We start from the raw sequence: 17,093 nt of genomic DNA on the forward strand, positions 1-17,093 counted from the left end.
CGTTGAGGCTTCCAAAGGGGAAGGCTTCAATCCTGGCGAAATGATTTTGGAACACATCGGCGATTCGCACGAGTGGCACCTCGCCACCCTGGGCGAAGGCGAGCACGCCACCCACATCAGCTTGCCGCTGCCCATCATCGCCTACCAGCCCGGCAAGGGCTTGAACGTGTTTTCGGGCAGCCAACTGGCCCACGGCCACAGCCACAACGGCCTGAAGCTGGAAGAAGACAAATTGGTGGCCGAAAACGGCAGCAAAGTCTACGATTTCTCCATCACCAAGAACACCGCCTCGCTGCTGTTCAGCGCTATCCTGATGGTGTTGGTGTTCACCGCCGTTGCCCGTGGCTATAAAAAGAACCACGGCCGCGCGCCCAAGGGCCTGCAGTCGTTCTTCGAGCCCATCATCATCTTCATCCGCGACGAAATCGCCAAGAAGAACATCGGCCCCAAGTACGAGCGCTACATGCCGTACCTGCTCACGGCCTTCTTCTTCATTTGGTTCAACAACTTGTTGGGCCTAATGCCTGGCGCGGCCAACCTCAGCGGCAACATCGCCGTGACCTTGGTGCTGGCTGTGCTCACCCTGATTATCACGCTGGCTTCCAGCAACAAGAACTACTGGGCTCACATCTTCGCCACGCCCGGCGTGCCGAAGCCGCTGTTGCCCATCATGATTGTGGTGGAATTCCTGGGCATCTTCACCAAGCCCTTCTCCCTGATGATTCGTCTGTTTGCCAACATCACGGCCGGACACATCGTGGTATTGAGCTTCATTAGCCTGGTGTTCATCTTCAAGTCGTGGGCCGTGGCCCCAGTTACGCTGGCTTTCGGCTTGTTCATCAACATCCTCGAATTGCTGGTGGCCATTCTGCAGGCCTTCATCTTCACGCTGCTCACCGCCATGTACATCGGCGGCGCGGTGGAAGAGCACCACGACGCTGACCTTCAGATTGGCGGTGGCCATACTGCCGACCAGGCGCACGCCCACGCCCATTAATCAAGACTTATTAGGCAGGCCTCGTGCCTGACCTGCCGGTTGCTTTAGTCGGACCGCAGCACTCCCCCCCCCCGCTGCGGGATTGGCTAGCTTTTTCTCTTCCCCATTTTTCTTTTTTTTATGCTTCTTTCTTTGTTGTTGCAGGCTGTTGCTCAAATGGCTACTAACTACGGTCCTGGTTTGGCCGTAATGGGTGCCGGTATCGGTGCAGGTCTGGTTGCTTTGGGCGTAGGCCTGGGCATTGGTCGCATTGGCGGCAGCGCCATGGATGCCATCGGTCGTCAGCCCGATGCTTCGGGCAAAATCCAGACGGCTATGATTATCGCCGCCGCTCTGATTGAAGGTCTGGGCCTGTTCGCAGTCGTAGTCTGCGTACTTATCTGGACCAAGCTCTAAGATGAAACGCCGGGCTTCGGGCCCGGAAGTAGTTGGAAGCCCGCCGCCCGCTGCTGCCTATGCAGTTGGCGCGGCGGGCTTACCTGCTCCTACTGCAAGTAGCTGCTTTAACCGGCCTTATTCGGCGGTTCTTTAAAATCAATATTCCTTATGCCAGCTTTCTTAAATCCTGAACTCGGCCTGATTTTCTGGCAACTGGTTATCTTCCTGTTGGTGTTGTTTCTGCTGGCGAAGTTCGCCTGGCGGCCCATTCTGCTTTCCCTCAAAGAGCGGGAGGACACCATTGACAACGCGCTGCGCATGGCCGACCAGGCCAAGATTGAAATGCAGCAGCTGAAAGCTGGCAACGAGAAGTTGCTGGCCGACGCCCGCCACGAGCGCGACCGCATGATGCAGGAAGCCACCGTGATGGCCAACCAGCACCGCGAAGCCGAGCGCGCCCGCGCCACGGCCGAAGCCAACACCATCATCCAGCAAGCCCGCGAAGCCATCCAACAGGAAAAAAACGCGGCCCTGGCCGAAGTGAAAAACACCGCCGCCCAGCTGTCGGTCGACATCGCCGAGCGCATCCTGCGCCGCGAGCTGGCCGAGCCCGCTGCTCAAACGCAGCTGGTGGATTCGTATTTGAAAGACGTAAAATTGAATTAGTGATTAGTGGTTAGTGGTGAACGGTTAATTATTTGAACGTCAGCCCTCGCCTTTCCAAGGAACTAACCACTAACCGTTAATCATTAATCACTAAACATATGGCTGACCAACGAGTAGCGGCCCGCTACGCCAAGTCGCTCCTCGACTTGGGCAAGGACATGGGCACGCTGGATAGCGTAAAAGAGGACATGGACCTGCTGAGCAAGACCATGGCCGAAAGCCGCGAGCTGCGGCTGTTGCTGCGCAACCCGATTGTGAAGCACGACAAGAAGCTGGCCATCCTGAACGCCATCTTCAAAGGCAAGGTGTCGGACATGACCATGCGCTTCTTCACCATCCTCACCGAGAAAAACCGGGAGGCGGCGCTGGAAAGCATGGGCACCGAGTTCCAGGTGCAGTACAACGCCATGCAGGGCATCCAGATGGCGGAAGTGACTTCGGCCACCCCGCTCACGGCTGCTTCGCGCGCTGAGATGGAGAAGCTGGTTACCCAGCAAACCGGTCTCACCGAAGTGAAGCTCACCGAGAAGGTGGACCCCAGCCTCATCGGCGGTTTCATCCTGCGTGTTGGCGACAATCAGATTGACGATTCTGTGCGCACCGGCCTCCGCAAAATGCGCATCTCTTTGCAAGAAAATTCTTATCAGCAGAAGGTGTAGGCTGACAGTCGGTGTAGCGCGAACTTTGTAGTTCGCGTCTCCGCGCCGACAGCACCAAGCAACTGGCGCAGGGACGCGAACTACAGAGTTCGCGCTACAGCCCACCGACTACGCAATACCTAATACTAAATTCCCAAACCATGGCAGAAGTACGTCCGGACGAAGTATCCGCAATCCTGCGGCAGCAGCTGTCCAATTTCAAGTCCGAAGCCGAGCTGGAAGAAGTCGGCACCGTGTTGCAAGTCGGCGACGGCGTTGCCCGCATCTACGGACTGAGCAAGGCCCAAGCGGGCGAATTGATTGAGTTCGAGAACGGCCTGCAAGGCCTCGTGCTCAACCTCGAAGAAGACAACGTGGGCGCGGTACTGCTCGGCGACTACTCGGAAATCCGGGAAGGCGCCACGGTGAAGCGCACCAACAAAATCGCCTCCATCAAAGTGGGCGACGGCATCGTGGGCCGCGTGGTGAACACCCTCGGTCAGCCCATCGACGGCCGTGGCCCCATTGCTGGCGAACTGTACGAAATGCCCCTGGAGCGCAAGGCTCCCGGCGTAATCTACCGTCAGCCGGTGACTGAGCCCATGCAAACCGGCATCAAGTCAATTGACGCGATGATTCCGATTGGTCGTGGCCAGCGCGAGCTGATTATCGGTGACCGCCAGACCGGTAAGTCGGCTGTGGCCATCGATACCATCATCAACCAGCGCGAATTTTACGAAGCTGGTCAGCCAGTATTCTGCATCTACGTGGCCATTGGCCAGAAGGCTTCGACCATCGCCCAGGTGGTGCAGTCGCTGACCAAAGGCGGTGCCATGGACTACACCGTAGTGGTAGCTGCTCCGGCTGCTGACCCCGCTCCGCTACAGTTCTATGCGCCCTTCACCGGTGCTGCTATTGGTGAGTTCTTCCGCGACACGGGTCGTCCCGCGCTCGTAGTTTATGACGACTTGTCGAAGCAGGCCGTAGCTTACCGCGAGGTGTCGTTGCTGCTCCGTCGTCCTCCCGGACGCGAAGCGTATCCCGGCGACGTATTCTACCTGCACAGCCGCTTGCTCGAGCGCGCCGCTAAAATCAACTCGTCGGACGAAATCGCCCGCGACATGAACGACTTGCCTGAGAGCATCAAGCACTTGGTGAAAGGCGGCGGTTCGCTGACGGCTCTGCCGCTGATTGAGACGCAAGCGGGTGACGTATCGGCTTACATTCCGACCAACGTTATTTCCATCACCGACGGCCAGATTTTCCTCGAGACGAACTTGTTCAACTCGGGTGTGCGTCCGGCCATCAACGTGGGTATTTCGGTGTCGCGTGTGGGTGGTAACGCCCAGATTAAGTCGATGAAGAAAGTGGCCGGTACCCTGAAGCTCGACCAGGCCCAGTTCCGCGAGCTGGAAGCCTTCGCCAAATTCGGTTCCGACCTCGACGCCTCGACCAAGCTCACCATCGAGCGCGGCCGTCGCAACCTCGAAATCCTGAAGCAGCCCCAGTTCTCGCCTGTGAAGGTGGAAGACCAGGTGGCCATCATCTACGCCGCCACCAACGGCCTCCTCGACAGCGTGCCCGTGAACCGTGTGCGTGAGTTCGAGAAGGAGTTTGGTCAGGTGATGAACTCGCGCTACCCCGACGTGCTGAAGGCCCTGAAAGCTGGCAAGTTGGAGGATACCGCCACCAAGGCCATCCGCGAGGTAGCCAAGGACGTGTCGGCGAGCTACGCGACGAAGTAATTCAAGAATTGCATTTCAGCAGTCCTCTTCAGTAAAGGAATGAGCAAGGCATTAGTTGTTAAAAACAAGAAGTCAGGCGACCCGTTTTGGCGGGTTGTTCTACTTGTGTCTGCTCTCAGTGGATTCACTCACCGCGACGGCTTTGCTGAAGGAGTCAATGACTTTTGGCTCGCATTAAACGGGGAGTGTCCAACCGCCACCGCTGGAGATACTAAATAAGGATAAATGGCAAGCTTAAAAGAAGTCCGCAGCCGCATTCAGTCGGTGAGCAGCACGCAGCAGATTACCAAAGCCATGAAAATGGTGGCGGCCGCTAAGCTGCGCCGTGCCCAGGACAACATCGTTCGGATGCGGCCCTATGCCCAGCGCTTGAACACCATTCTGGCTAACCTGACGCGCACGGCCGACGCCGACATCGTGAGCGACTACGGCGTGGCCCGCGAGGTGCGCCGCGTGTTGGTCATTGCCGTGACTTCGGACCGTGGCCTGGCCGGCGCGTTCAACTCGAACGTGTTCAAGGGGGTGAACGCGGCCATTGCTGAGCGCTACGCTAACCTGCCAGCGGCCAACATTTCCTACCTGGCCATCGGCAAGAAGGCGCACGACTACTATGGCCGTCGCACCACGCTGGTGGGCAACTTCACCCACGTTTTCGCCAAACTCTCTTTCGAGACGGTACGCGAAGCCGCGGAAGTCGCTATGGAAGGTTTCCGCAACGGCACGTACGATGAGGTAGTGGTCGTATACAACGAATTCCGCAACGTAGCCACGCAGATTATCCGCACCGAGCAGTTGCTGCCCTTAGTGCCCGCTGCGGCGCCCGTTACGGCTTCGGCCACCGCAAACGTCGACTACCTGTTCGAGCCTTCGAAAGAGGAAATCGTGCAGACGCTGATTCCGCAGTCCATCAAGATTCAGCTCTACAAAGCAGTGTTGGAAAGCAATGCTTCGGAGCACGGCGCCCGCATGACAGCCATGGACAAAGCCACCGACAACGCGGGTGAGCTACTCAAGGCCCTCAAGTTGACTTACAACCGGACGCGTCAGGCAGCCATCACGACCGAGATTCTCGAAATCGTGGGCGGCGCCGAGGCGCTGGCGGCTGGGTAATTTTTCCCGGTGAACAGGTCATCCTGCTCCAAAAGATGTATCAAAAGACCTGCTCCTAATTGGGGCAGGTCTTTTTGCTTTAACGATGCTTGATGGATTGATGCTTGGTGGACTATTGAAGCGCAAGACAGTAGGAAGAAGCAAGGGTAGCTTTGCGGTTCGTCGGGAATGGAGGAGAGTTAGACGGGAAATCAGCCCAGTTGAACAACGACGGCATACGCTGCGCCGAAGCAGCCCGTTAAACACCCAGCCAACGGCCACCTGGCCTGCCAGCGGCGCGGAAACGCTCGAAATACCACCTCGCTCTTCCTCCTATGCTCGCTTCGGCGGCGCACCAAAATCACTCGTTCCACTATTCCTTCTTACTATCCGCTATGTTAACTGCTGCTTCTGCTCACTTCATGTCGGTGGGCCGCCAACTGGCCCTGCCACTGCCGTTATTCATGGTGTTGGCGGGGCCCGCAGCCCGCGCGCAGGCGCCTGCTTCCGTGGCCGCCGAGCCCAGCGCCCCCTCCTTGGCTGACGTAAGCGTGTACCCGAACCCGGCGCACATTCGGGCCACCGTGCAGGTGCCAGCCATGACGGGTACCACCCGCGCCACTGTCACGCTGACCGATGCGCAAGGCACCGTGGTGTTTGAGCAGCCCGTGAGCCTCATGGAAACCGGAGGCACCACGGAGGTGCCCCTGCTGGGCCGCAAGCCGGGATTGTACCGGGTGCAGGTGCAAGCCGGCGACCAGCGCGTGGCCAAGACGCTGAAGGTGGAATAAGGAGTTGCGCTTGCCTCGCAGCGTTCTAGACTAGCGGTGGCAGTGCCTGGGTTCAGGCGCTACGAATGCTTTCTCAGCACCCGAATGCTCACGCGCCGGTTGAGCGCGCGGTTGGCTGGCGTGGTGTTCGGCACCAGGGCGTATTTGGCACCGTATCCTTGCGCAAACATGCGGTAAAGGCGCACGCCTTGGTTGGCTAGCACCGTCATCACCGAGCGGGCCCGCGCTTCGCTAAATCGCAGGTCTTCCGGCCCCACGCCGGTGCTGTCGGTGTAGGCACCAATTTTTACCACCACGTCCGGAAACGTCTTGAGGATGCGGGCGACGTTGGTGAGTTGCTGCATCGATTCGGGCGTGAGCGTGGTTTGGCCTGGCTCGAAATACACGTGGTCAAAATCAACCCAGGCGCTGGCGCGGCTCACGGAATCGGCTTGCTTGGTAAACGCGGTCAATATGCCCTGCAAGCGTGCTTCGGTAGACGTCGCCCCCACGTTTTCGGTGCCTCCGCCGTTGGGCAGCGTGAGCACGGTGAGCCGGCCGGTATCGTGGATGTACACGTCGCGAACGGGGTCGTATCTGCCCGCGCTGGCAACGGAAGCGACGCGAGCCGCCGGCCTGCGCGGCTCGTCACGGGGCTGGGTGTCGGGGGCGGCGAGCACCGGAGGGCTGGCTGCCGGCAAGTCGGCTGCTTGCGACGCTTCGGCCGGTGGCGCGGCGACCGGAGGCGCCTCCGGAACAGCCGGCGCCACGGCCACTGGCGCCACCGGCGCAATGGCTGCGGGGGCAGGCGTGAGCGGTGTGGGCAGCGCTGTAGCAGGTGGGGAAGCCGCCGCGGGCCGCGCACCAAGGAGCATGCTGTGATTAAGCTGCTCACGTCCCAGAAAATAGCCAAAGCTCAGGGCCAGCAACAACATTCCGCCCAATTGCCACCGTTCGGCGCTGGCGGTGCCGGGCGTTGCGGCTAGCGCCATTTCATTTTCGGGATAGGGCCCAGCCATTCGGGAGGGGAGGTGGCGCGACGGCCCCAAGGCGGGGGGCTGCGTGGCGCCGGGCCGGGCGGTGGCCAGGGGCTGGCTGAGCCCCTGGAAACTGCGGGGGGCAGAAAGTGGCGGCGTTGCCGCGCCGGTGGCTTCCTGCTGAGAGTGCAGCCAGTGGGCAAATTCCGATGGGGTGAGGTAATTTTCCACCGCAAATTTTCCGAGCACGCCCAGCACGGCCGTCGCGGCCGTTTGCAGCAAGGTGCTGCTGGCCGCGGGTTGAATGTTGGCTTCCTCCGCAATCCGATGCACGGTGTGGCCGTAAGCATCGCCTAGCAGGTCCAGCAACAGGTCGGGGCCCCGCCCGTTTGGGACAAAGCTGGATGCGGAGGCAAGGTGCGTGAGCACTTCGGCCGCGTCGGCGTCGCGCACCAAATGCAGCAGCGTTTCGGGGCTGGTTCCTTGCTCGGCTTGGTGCAAGAACCCGCTGAGTACGGGTTGAACCGCTTGGCCCAATGCTTTTTTTACGCCCCATTTGGTTTCGCCAACTAGCACGCTGAGTTGGTTGATGACCTGGTCCGTGAAATAATGCCTTGCCGTTTCTACCACATCGTTGTTCATGGAACGGGTTGCTTGATTGCTGGATGCCAAGCTGCATTCAGTGCTGATAGGAAGGGATTTTGTTGGCAGAAACAGGTTTCGGCCGGCCGGGTAGAGGTGGAGCCGCTGGCCTTGAATGGTCGAAAAGCGCATGAGCTTCTTGCTGAGCACCGGGTTTCGGAACTCACCAACCAGCACTGCAATCTATTCATTTTATAAGAATAATTTATAAGGTCCGATTGCATAATCAGTTTCGGTGACGTTGCTGTGCCGCCTGCGGTGCCTCGTCGTTCGAACAACGTGGGGGCGGGAGACGCCAACGGGCGCGGCGCTACCTGGTGCCGGCCCCTACATTTGCCGGCCATGCTCCTCCCCAAGCTTCTGCCGCCCGACCTCGCCACGGCTGCCCTGCGCCGGCTGCGCCCTACTGCTACCCAACTCGCTGATTTCAAAGCCCACCTCACCGAGCTGCTCAAGCACCTCGACCCCACCAAGATTGAGCGGCACGGCGAGACCCACATTCTCGACTTTCTGCGGGCCGTGAGCAAGCCGGCCGGCGCGGGTAGCCGCTACGGCAACGTGAACGGCAAGCGCGACCTGGTGCTGCACCTGGGCGAGACGGCCGATACCCCGTTGCGGTGGTGCTGGAAGTGAAAGGCCCCAAGAACCCGGCCGAGATGCTCACCCCCGAGGACCTCAACCGCAAGGCGTTTCAGCAGCTGCTGCTCTACTACCTGGAGGACTGCAGCGACGACAAGGCCGACGACTTCAAGCGCCTCGTGGTGACGACCGGCTACGAGTGGTACATCTTCGACGCCGTGGATTTCCACCGGCTGTTCTGGAAGAATACGGCGCTGATGCAGGCCTACCGCGACTTCAAGGCCAAGGGCAAGGCCAGCACCGACACCGACTTCTTCTACAAGAGCATTGCCGGTCCAAGATGAAGGACAACGCCATGGCGATGCAGATACCGCAGGTGTCCCAACTCCCCATCCCGGCCGCCACCCCCGCCGAGCAAGCCGCCATTGCGGCCCTGGTCCAAACCATCCTCGACGCCAAAGCCGCCGACCCCGCCGCCGACACCGCCGCCCCCGAAGCCGCCGTGGATGCCGCCGTGGCCGCCCTCTACGGGGTAGCCCTGCCCGCGGCGGCGGCCGTGGCCGGGTAGCGCGGGGTGGCGTCGCTGCCCCGTTTGGCGGCTCGGAAGGCCCAGTTGGTCGCTCCGAGCCGCCAGTTGCTCGTTCCGAGCCTCCAACTGGTCGTTCGGAGGCTCCAATTGGTCGTTCCGAGCTTCCACTTGCTCGCTCCGAACGACCAACAAAAAGCTCCGAACCACGAATCGGTCGTTCGGAGCTTGCACGGGGCCGGGCAGCGCGGCCACTAGGTGGAAAGCGGCAGGTTGGGCCATGGGAGCGGGCCAGGGGGCGTAGACAGGAAACGACCTGTAACTACTAAACCCGTCATGCCGAGCGCAGCGCAGCATCTCGCCAGAGGCAGTGATTAGTTACTGCACGCGAGATGCTGCGCTGCGCTCGGCATGACGTTCTTTTAGCATGCTGTCCACCCCTAGGCCACGGGCGCGGGCTTCTTGGCCGCGCGGCCGGGGAAGCGCTGGCTCAGGTCGTCGTAGGCGGCCTGGGCGCCGGGCTGGCGCTGCTGGGCCAGGAACTTGATGTTTTGGTACACGGGCGAGGCCTGGCTCATGCCTTCGGAGCCGGCCAGCATCACGGTGCTGTTGAGGTCGAGGGCGAGCTGTTCGGCAAACTGCTCCAGGGGCGTGAGGTCGGTGGCCACGCCCACGTCCTGCTTCAGCTCGTCGTAGCTGATGAAGCCGGGCACGAAGGCGGGGGTGTTGGCGGCGTAGTCGAGCAGCTTGGTCATGAAGCTGACGGACTTGTCGCCCATTTTCACAATGTTCTTGCGCTCGTCCGGGGTGAGGGGGTGCAGGTAGGGCTCGAGCACGGCCCGGGCCTGCTTGAGGTGGTCGAGGGCTTCGGCAAGCTTGGCGGGCGGGATGGCAGCGGTAATCTGATTGGGCATGGGGTTGGGTAAGAATGGGTAGGAAAAAGAAGACCAGAAGCCCCAGCTGCCGGGCACTGGGCGGGCCACGCGGCCCGCCCCGGAAAGGTGAGGAATATCTTTGGAAATAAAGCAGTTAGCCGCAAAAACACTTCAACTAATCTTGGGTTACAGGCAGTGTCGTCCGTACTTTTGACGCAAATAGATACTTGAAACAATATTCTGGACAACTGGCAGCCCTGCTTTCGTCTTGGCCTTACCCCGGACGTGGCACTCCCTGTTAGTTGCATGAAACACTTCTCCTCCCTGGCCGCGCCTGCGGCCGCCGTTCGCCGTTTCAACTGCTACACGGGCCTGCTCGGGCTGCTGCTGGCCCTGCTGCCCTGGGCGGCCCGGGCCCAGGACCCCGTTTTCACCGAGGCGGTCAGTTTCAACCCCGAGGGCATTAGGGGTACCTCCGCCGGCCGGGCCACGGCCACCGACGCGGCGGGCAACCAATACGTGACGGGCAGCTTCACGGGCACCATCGTCCTGGGTGGCACCACGCTCGTCTCGCCAGCCGGCACCGACGTGTTCGTGGCCAAGCGCAGCGCTGGCACGGGGGCCTGGCTCTGGGCCGTGCGGGCCGGCGGCACCGGCAACGAACAGGGCCAGGGCATCGCCGTGGACGGCGAGGGCAACGTCTTGGTCACGGGCTTCTTCACGGGCACGGCCAGCTTCGCCACCAGCCCTACGGCCACCAGTTTCACCGCGGCGGGCGGCGACGACGTGTTCGTGGCCAAGCTCGCGGGCGCCGACGGAGCCTGCGCCTGGGCCGTGCGGGCCGGCGGCACCAGCGGCGACCAAGGCCTGGGCCTGGCCGTGGACGGCGGGGGCAACGCCTTGGTCACGGGCTTCTTTGTGGGCACGGCCAGCTTCGCCACGAGCCCTGCGGCTACTGCTCTGACCGCGGCGGGCAACTCCGACGTGTTCGTGGCCAAGTTCGCGGGCACCGGCGGGGCCTGCGCCTGGGCCGTGCGGGCCGGCGGCACCATCGGCGACCAGGGCCTGGGCCTGGCCGTGGACGGCGGGGGCAACGCCTTGGTCACGGGCTTCTTTACGGGGATGGCCAGCTTCGCCACCAGCCCCGCGGCCACCGTCCTGACCTCGGCGGGCAGCACCGACGTGTTCGTGGCCAAGTTCGGCGGGGCCAGCGGGGCCTGCGCCTGGGCCGTGCGGGCCGGCGGCATCGGCGGCGACCAGGGCCTGGGCCTGGCCGTGGACGGCGGGGGCAACGCCCTGGCCACGGGCATCTTTACGGGCACGGCCGATTTTGCCGGACCAGCCGATGCCACTGCCCCTGGCGCGGGGCTGTTTGCCGGGCAGCTGGCCGGGAGCACAGGTGCCTGGCAGGCCCCGGCGCTGGCCAATAACGGCAGCACCTCCGCCGGCCGGGCCACGGCCACCGACGCGGCGGGCAACCAATACGTGACGGGCAGCTTCACGGGCACCATCGTCCTGGGCGGCACCACGCTTGTCTCGGGGAGCAGCGACGACGTGTTCGTGGCCAAGCGCAGCGCTGGCACGGGGGCCTGGCTCTGGGCCGTGCGGGCCGGCGGCACCGGCAACGAACAGGGCCAGGGCATCGCCGTGGACGGGGGGGGCAACGTCTTGGTCACGGGCTTCTTCACGGGCACGGCCAGCTTCGCCACCAGCCCTACGGCCACTGCTCTGACCGCAGCGGGCAACTCCGACGTGTTCGTGGCCAAGCTCGCGGGCGCCGACGGAGCCTGGCTCTGGGCCGTGCGGGCCGGCGGCACCGGCGTTGACCAGGGCCAGGTCCTGGCCGTGGACGGCGGGGGCAACGCCCTGGTCACGGGCGTCTTTGTGGGCACGGCCAGCTTCGCCACCACCCCTACGGCCACTGCTCTGACCGCAGCGGGCAACTCCGACGTGTTCGTGGCCAAGCTCGCGGGCGCCGACGGAGCCTGCGCCTGGGCCGTGCGGGCCGGCGGCCCCGGCGGCGACCGGGGCCTGGGCCTGGCCGTGGACGGCGGGGGCAACGCACTGGCCACGGGCTTTTTCTCGGGCACGGCCAGCTTCGCCACCACCCCCGCGGCCACGGTCCTGGCCTCGGCGGGCGGCAACGACGTGTTCGTGGCCAAGCTCGCGGGCGCCGACGGGGCCTGGCTCTGGGCCGTGCCGGCCGGCGGTGCTTTCGACGACCAGGGCCAGGGCATCGCCGTCCACGGCGATGCCCTGGCCCTGGTCACGGGCACCTTTACGGCGGCGACGTTTGGCAGCGTTGTGCTGGTGGGCGGCCCCAGCGGCACTACCGCCTTTGTGGCGCGGCTGGGGCCACCCGCGCCCACCATCACCACCTTCACACCCACCAGCGGGCCGGTGGGCACGAGCGTCACCATCACGGGCACCAACTTGGGCAGCGCCAGCAGCGTGAGCTTCAACAACACGGCCCAGACCACCTTCGCCAGCAACAGCGCCACCGAAATCGTGCTGCTGGTGCCGGCCGGGGCCACCACCGGACCCCTAACGGTGACCACGCCCAGCGGTACCAGCGCCGCCAGCAGCCAGACCTTCACGGTCACGCCCACGCCCACCCTCACGGCCGTGGCCCCCAACCCCGGCGGGCTGGGCCAAGCCATCACCCTCACGGGCACCAACATGAGCAGCCCCACGGCGCTCACCATCAACGGGGCCGATGCCTTGGGTAATATCATCAGCAACACCGGCACCAGCCTGGTGGTGCGTGTGCCCGTAACGGCCGCTGCCAGCGGCAACGTGAGCCTCACCACGGCCGACGGCACGGCCACCGCTCCCTTCACGGTGATGGCGCCCCCCGGCAACGCCCTGGCGTTTGACGGGGCGAACGACTACGTGGTGCTGCCCAGTGGCCTGAACACGGCCAGCTTCACCTTCGAGGCCTGGGTGAACTATCAGGATAATGGCGACTGGACGCGCATCTTCGACTTCGGCACCACCTCCAACAACTGGATGCTGCTGGGGCCGAAGGCCGGCGTGGGCTACACGCCCGCCTCGGTGGGCAACATCTTCTTCAGCCTGAAGCAGAACGGCGTGAGCGACCAAACCATCTTCACCAGCACGCCGATGCCCGCCGGGCGCTGGCACCACCTGGCCGTGACGCTGGCCACGGTCGGGGGAACCACAACGGGCACCATTTACCTGAACGGGGTGGCCATTGGCACCAACGCCGCCATGACCCTCGACCCCACCGTGCTGGGCACGCTGACCTACAGCTGGCTCGGCCGCTCGGCCAACGGCGACCCGCACCTAAGAGCGTCGCTGGACGAGGTGCGCGTCTGGAACACGGCGCGCACGGCCGCTGAGGTGCAGGCCGACATGGCCGCGCCGGCCGCCGCGCCCTTCCCCGCCGCGCTGGTGTTCTACCTGAACATGGACCAGGGCGCCCCGGCCGGCCCCAACACCGGCCTGAACACCGCCTACGACCTGACCAGCGGTGCCGCCGCCGCCGCCACCAACTTTGCCCTGAACGGCGCCAGCAGCAATTGGGTGGAGAGCTACGCCATGGTAGTGCCCGTGGCCACAGTTTCCACTGCCCGCTCTGCCACGGGCTTCACCGCCAACTGGACGGCCCCGGCCCTGGGCACGGTCACGAGCTACCTGCTCGACGTGTCGCCCAACGCCGGTTTCACCGCGCCCATTACCGGTTCGCCGTTCACCATCGCGGCCCCGGCCACCAGCTACGTACTCACGGGGCTTGACCCCAACGGTCCCTATTTCTACCGCGTGCGCGCCCTCAACAGCGGCCTCGCAGTGCCCGACCAGGGGGCTTATTCCAACGCCGTTGGGCAGGCCACCCCGCTCCCGGTGGAGCTAAAAGCCTTCACGACTACACAAGTCGGTTCGGCCGTGCGCCTGGCCTGGGCCACCGCTTCGGAAAAGAACAGCGCCCGCTTCGAGGTGGAGCGCAGTTCTGACGGGCAGCGTTTTGCGGCCATCGGCACGGTGCCAGCGGCCGGCAACAGCAGCAGCGCCCGCGCCTACGAGTGGCTCGATGCCCAACTGCCGGCCAATGCCACCACGCTCTACTACCGCCTGCGGCAGGTTGATGTGGACGGCACGGCTGCCTACTCGCCAGTCCGTACGGTCGCACTTGCGGGCAAGGCCACCGCTGGCCTTTCGCTGGTGCCCAACCCAGCCCGGGCCACCACCCTGGCCGGCGCGGCGGCTGGCGCTTCGGTGCAAGTCTTCGACGCCACAGGACGGTGTGTGCTCACTGCTACGGCCGACGCTGCCGGCACGGCCGCCCTCTTGCTGCCCGCCGGGCTGGCCACCGGCGTGTACGTGGTTCGCACCGGGGCCCAGGTAGTCCGCCTCATGGTGCAATAACTAGCCAGCTTGACCCATTTAAAAAGCCTCGGTGTTCGACGCCGGGGCTTTTTCATGATGCTAGTCCAAGTGCATGTACTGCCGTTGGGCGCGCTGCTTGTCGGGCTTCGGGGCTTGGGGCTGTTGCGCCAATAGCTCTAGCAGCCGCTCGGGAGTGAAGCCGGTGAAGTCCTTGATGTAAGCCAGCGGGTTCTGGAAGTCTTTCTCTTTGAGCGTGGAGCCCACGGCCACGCAGCGCATGCCGGCCCGGTAAGCGGCCTGCTCGCCCAGCACGGCGTCTTCAAACACGATGCAGTCTTCGGGGCGGGCGCCCAGCTTGGCGGCGGCCACGGAGAAGGTGTCGGCGTGGGGCTTGCCCTTGTCCACATCTTCTTTGCCAATGATGACGTCGAAGTAGCGGCGCAAGTCGAGGTGGTCCACGATGTAGCTGATGGTTTCGGGCGGCGAGCCGGTGCCCAAGCCAATTTGAAAGCCGGCACCGCGGGCGGCTTCCAGAAACGCCACGAGGCCGGGCATGGCGCGGCGCTTGTTCCAATACAGCGTGCGGTAGAGGAACTCGCGCTGCGAGGCGTACTCTTTGAGCTGCTTGTCGGGCACGGGGCGTCGGAACACCGTCTTGAGGATGGTGGTGGCCGGCATGCCGTTGAGGCGCGCCAGGAGCTTGCGGGCGTTGGTGGTCAGGCCCAGGTCGCGGAACAGCAGCTGGAAAGCGCGGGCCTGCACGGGCGTGTTGTCGACGAGCACGCCGTCCATGTCAAAAATGAGGGTAGGAGTCATTGGAGCCGAGGAATGAAAAGAAACGTCATGCCGAGCGCAGCCGAGGCATCTCGCGCGGGGTAGTAATTCAATCGATTGTCATCCTGCGCGCAGAGCCAGATGACAGGTGGTTTGCCCCAGATGCCTCGGCTGCGCTCGGCATGACGTTCTGTTAACACGGGACTTCCAAACTGGGGGTATCTTTGCCGCTGCATAGCCTTACCCGCTTTCTATTGAAAAAGATATTTGCCCTGACCCTGGCCGCCGCGTTGGCCAGCCCCGTTTTTGCCCAAACTGCCAAGCCCCGAGCGGCTGCGTCCGCCAATGGCTCGGCTAATAAAAATGCTTCCGGCGCCCTGGCCCGGCCCAGGCTGGTGGTGGGCATCGTGGTGGACCAGATGCGCTACGACTACATCTACCGCTACTGGAGCAAGTTCGGCAAGGGCGGCTTCCGGCGCCTGTTGGGCGAGGGCTTCAGCTACGAGAACACCCACTACAACTACGTGCCCACCTACACCGGGCCGGGCCACGCCAGCATCTACACCGGCGCCACGCCCTCGGCCAACGGCATTGTGGGCAACAACTGGTTTGAGCGCGAAACCGGCAAAGGCACCTACGTCACCGAAGACAAAACCGTGCAGGGCGTGGGCAGCAGCGGCGCGGCCGGCCAGCAAAGCCCCCGCCACCTGATGACCACCACCATCACCGACGAGCTGCGCCTGGCCACCAACTTCCAGAGCAAGGTCATCGGGGTGTGCATCAAGGACCGGGGCAGCATTTTGCCGGCCGGGCACGCCGCCACCGCCGCCTATTGGTACGACGGCGGCAACGGCTCCTTCATCAGCAGCACCTTCTACCAGAAAGCGCTGCCCGACTGGGTGGTGAAGTTCAACCAGCGCGGGCTGGCCACCAAGTACCTCTCGCAGCCCTGGAACACGCTGCTGCCCATAGCCGAGTACACCGAAAGCTCGCCCGACAACGTGAGCTGGGAGTCGGCCTTCAAAGGCGAGGCCGCGCCCGTGTTTCCGCACAACCTGCCCACCATCAGCGGGGTGCCCGCGGCGGCCCGCAAAGACAACCAGCCCGGCCCTGCCCGCCAAACGGCTGCTGACGGCCAGAACACTTCGGCCACGCCCAAGGCCGGTGCCACGGCCGCCAACGCCGCCACCCCTAACCTGAGCTTGCTTTCCAGCACGCCCTTCGGCAACAGCATCACCACCGACATGGCCCTCGAAGCCGTCCGGGCTGAGCAGCTGGGCCAGCGCGGCTTCACCGATTTCCTGGCCCTGAGCTACAGCAGCACCGACTACGTGGGCCACCAGTTCGGGCCCAACTCCATAGAAGTGGAGGACACCTACCTGCGCCTCGACCAGGAGCTGGCTCGCCTATTTGCCACCCTCGACCAGACCGTGGGCAAGGGCCAGGCGTTGGTGTTCCTCACCGCCGACCACGCCGCCGCGCACTCGCCCGAGTTCCTGCACGCGCACAACCTGCCCGCCGGGGCCGTGAGCGCCAGCCTGATGCGCGACACCCTGCAAAACCGCCTCGTGCGTCGCCACGGTCCCGGCAACTGGGTGCTCGACTTCGAAAACCAGCAGGTGTACCTCAACCGCACCCTGGCCGCTCAGAAAAACATCAAGCTCCACGACCTGGCCGAGGAAGTAGTGCAGGTGATGGTGCAGCTGCCCGGCGTAAGCCGGGCCCTCACGGCCGAAGACATCCAGAAATCGCACTGGGAAAGCGGCACGCTCATGTACCTCGAAAACGGCTACTACCCCAAGCGCTGCGGCGACGTGCTGGTGGTACTAGAGCCGGGCTGGTACGAGGCGTACAGCTTTCCCGCCAAAGGCACCACGCACGGCTCGTCGTGGGCCTACGACACGCACGTGCCCCTCCTTTTTTGGGGCTGGCACGTAAAGCACGGCGAGTCGATGGCGCCCGCGTACGTGGTCGACATTGCGGCCACCCTGGCCCGCTTTCTCCGCATTCAGGAGCCGAGCGGGTGCAGCGGCACGCCGTTGTTGGAAGTGCTGCGGTGATTGATTTGCTGATTTTTGAATGTGCTGATG

General features: G+C 63.6%; 13 protein-coding genes and 1 pseudogene. 11 read left to right on the top strand and 3 right to left on the bottom strand.

Annotated elements, in window-relative coordinates; all coding sequences use genetic code 11:
- The 7 genes from atpB to VF629_RS14975 form a co-directional block, all read left to right on the top strand.
- On the top strand, window positions 1–997 hold a 997-nt coding region (gene atpB / locus VF629_RS14945; RefSeq protein ID WP_331059295.1), incomplete at its 5' end, for a F0F1 ATP synthase subunit A.
- A 120-nt stretch (window positions 998–1,117) separates the two neighbouring features.
- Window positions 1,118–1,393 (top strand): ATP synthase F0 subunit C, encoded by a 276-nt coding sequence (gene atpE / locus VF629_RS14950; protein ID WP_046243983.1) that lies wholly within the window; start codon window positions 1,118–1,120, stop codon window positions 1,391–1,393.
- 150 nt (window positions 1,394–1,543) lie between these two features.
- On the top strand, window positions 1,544–2,041 hold the full coding sequence (gene atpF, locus VF629_RS14955) for a F0F1 ATP synthase subunit B (protein WP_331059296.1): 498 nt from the start codon (window positions 1,544–1,546) through the stop codon (window positions 2,039–2,041).
- Between the two features lie 98 nt (window positions 2,042–2,139).
- Window positions 2,140–2,700 carry an ATP synthase F1 subunit delta gene (gene atpH / locus VF629_RS14960; RefSeq protein ID WP_331059297.1) on the top strand — a complete coding sequence of 187 codons (561 nt, stop codon included), beginning with the start codon at window positions 2,140–2,142 and terminating at the stop codon, window positions 2,698–2,700.
- A gap of 140 nt (window positions 2,701–2,840) precedes the next feature.
- On the top strand, window positions 2,841–4,424 hold the full coding sequence (gene atpA / locus VF629_RS14965; protein ID WP_331059298.1) for a F0F1 ATP synthase subunit alpha: 1,584 nt from the start codon (window positions 2,841–2,843) through the stop codon (window positions 4,422–4,424).
- A 225-nt stretch (window positions 4,425–4,649) separates the two neighbouring features.
- A complete protein-coding gene (gene atpG, locus VF629_RS14970) occupies window positions 4,650–5,534 on the top strand; it encodes an ATP synthase F1 subunit gamma (protein ID WP_331059299.1) in 885 nt (294 codons plus the stop codon).
- A gap of 374 nt (window positions 5,535–5,908) precedes the next feature.
- Entirely contained in the window at window positions 5,909–6,304 is a 396-nt protein-coding gene (locus VF629_RS14975) for a T9SS type A sorting domain-containing protein (RefSeq protein ID WP_331059300.1), read from the top strand.
- 59 nt (window positions 6,305–6,363) lie between these two features.
- Here VF629_RS14975 and VF629_RS14980 read toward each other — a convergent pair whose 3' ends face one another.
- Entirely contained in the window at window positions 6,364–7,902 is a 1,539-nt protein-coding gene (locus VF629_RS14980) for an OmpA family protein (RefSeq protein WP_331059301.1), read from the bottom strand.
- A 342-nt stretch (window positions 7,903–8,244) separates the two neighbouring features.
- Between VF629_RS14980 and VF629_RS25885 the strand changes: the two are divergent.
- Window positions 8,245–8,825: pseudogene (locus VF629_RS25885) on the top strand (DUF7149 domain-containing protein).
- Window positions 8,822–9,049: a hypothetical protein gene (locus tag VF629_RS14995; protein ID WP_331059304.1), complete on the top strand. Its 228-nt coding sequence runs from the start codon at window positions 8,822–8,824 to the stop codon at window positions 9,047–9,049. Before VF629_RS25885 ends, VF629_RS14995 begins: the two are co-directional and overlap by 4 nt.
- A gap of 398 nt (window positions 9,050–9,447) precedes the next feature.
- Here VF629_RS14995 and VF629_RS15000 read toward each other — a convergent pair whose 3' ends face one another.
- A complete protein-coding gene (locus tag VF629_RS15000; RefSeq protein ID WP_331059305.1) occupies window positions 9,448–9,921 on the bottom strand; it encodes a hypothetical protein in 474 nt (157 codons plus the stop codon).
- 267 nt (window positions 9,922–10,188) lie between these two features.
- On the opposite strand from VF629_RS15000, the gene VF629_RS15005 reads away from it, so the two are divergent.
- Window positions 10,189–14,268 (top strand): LamG-like jellyroll fold domain-containing protein, encoded by a 4,080-nt coding sequence (locus VF629_RS15005; protein ID WP_331059306.1) that lies wholly within the window; start codon window positions 10,189–10,191, stop codon window positions 14,266–14,268.
- A gap of 60 nt (window positions 14,269–14,328) precedes the next feature.
- On the opposite strand, the gene VF629_RS15010 is transcribed toward VF629_RS15005, so the two are convergent.
- Window positions 14,329–15,045, bottom strand: a complete 717-nt coding sequence (locus VF629_RS15010) for an HAD family phosphatase (RefSeq protein WP_331059307.1) — start codon at window positions 15,043–15,045, stop codon at window positions 14,329–14,331.
- Window positions 15,046–15,257: 212 nt separating this feature from the next.
- Here VF629_RS15010 and VF629_RS15015 point away from each other — a divergent pair, with 212 nt between their 5' ends.
- Window positions 15,258–17,063 carry an alkaline phosphatase family protein gene (locus VF629_RS15015; RefSeq protein WP_331059308.1) on the top strand — a complete coding sequence of 602 codons (1,806 nt, stop codon included), beginning with the start codon at window positions 15,258–15,260 and terminating at the stop codon, window positions 17,061–17,063.
- Window positions 17,064–17,093 lie beyond the last annotated feature (30 nt).

It is taken from the genome of Hymenobacter sp. (assembly GCF_036388155.1).
Lineage (GTDB): Bacteria > Bacteroidota > Bacteroidia > Cytophagales > Hymenobacteraceae > Hymenobacter.

What these genes read in the sequence shown, in the direction of transcription:
- VF629_RS14995 (WP_331059304.1), top strand. Translation starts at nt 8,822, where the DNA reads ATGAAGGACAACGCCATGGCGATGCAGATACCGCAGGTGTCCCAACTC.
- VF629_RS15005 (WP_331059306.1), top strand. Translation starts at nt 10,189, where the DNA reads ATGAAACACTTCTCCTCCCTGGCCGCGCCTGCGGCCGCCGTTCGCCGT.
- atpA (WP_331059298.1), top strand. Translation starts at nt 2,841, where the DNA reads ATGGCAGAAGTACGTCCGGACGAAGTATCCGCAATCCTGCGGCAGCAG.
- VF629_RS15000 (WP_331059305.1), bottom strand. Translation starts at nt 9,921, where the DNA reads ATGCCCAATCAGATTACCGCTGCCATCCCGCCCGCCAAGCTTGCCGAA.
- VF629_RS15010 (WP_331059307.1), bottom strand. Translation starts at nt 15,045, where the DNA reads ATGACTCCTACCCTCATTTTTGACATGGACGGCGTGCTCGTCGACAAC.
- atpG (WP_331059299.1), top strand. Translation starts at nt 4,650, where the DNA reads ATGGCAAGCTTAAAAGAAGTCCGCAGCCGCATTCAGTCGGTGAGCAGC.
- atpE (WP_046243983.1), top strand. Translation starts at nt 1,118, where the DNA reads ATGCTTCTTTCTTTGTTGTTGCAGGCTGTTGCTCAAATGGCTACTAAC.
- VF629_RS14975 (WP_331059300.1), top strand. Translation starts at nt 5,909, where the DNA reads ATGTTAACTGCTGCTTCTGCTCACTTCATGTCGGTGGGCCGCCAACTG.
- VF629_RS14980 (WP_331059301.1), bottom strand. Translation starts at nt 7,902, where the DNA reads ATGAACAACGATGTGGTAGAAACGGCAAGGCATTATTTCACGGACCAG.
- atpF (WP_331059296.1), top strand. Translation starts at nt 1,544, where the DNA reads ATGCCAGCTTTCTTAAATCCTGAACTCGGCCTGATTTTCTGGCAACTG.
- atpH (WP_331059297.1), top strand. Translation starts at nt 2,140, where the DNA reads ATGGCTGACCAACGAGTAGCGGCCCGCTACGCCAAGTCGCTCCTCGAC.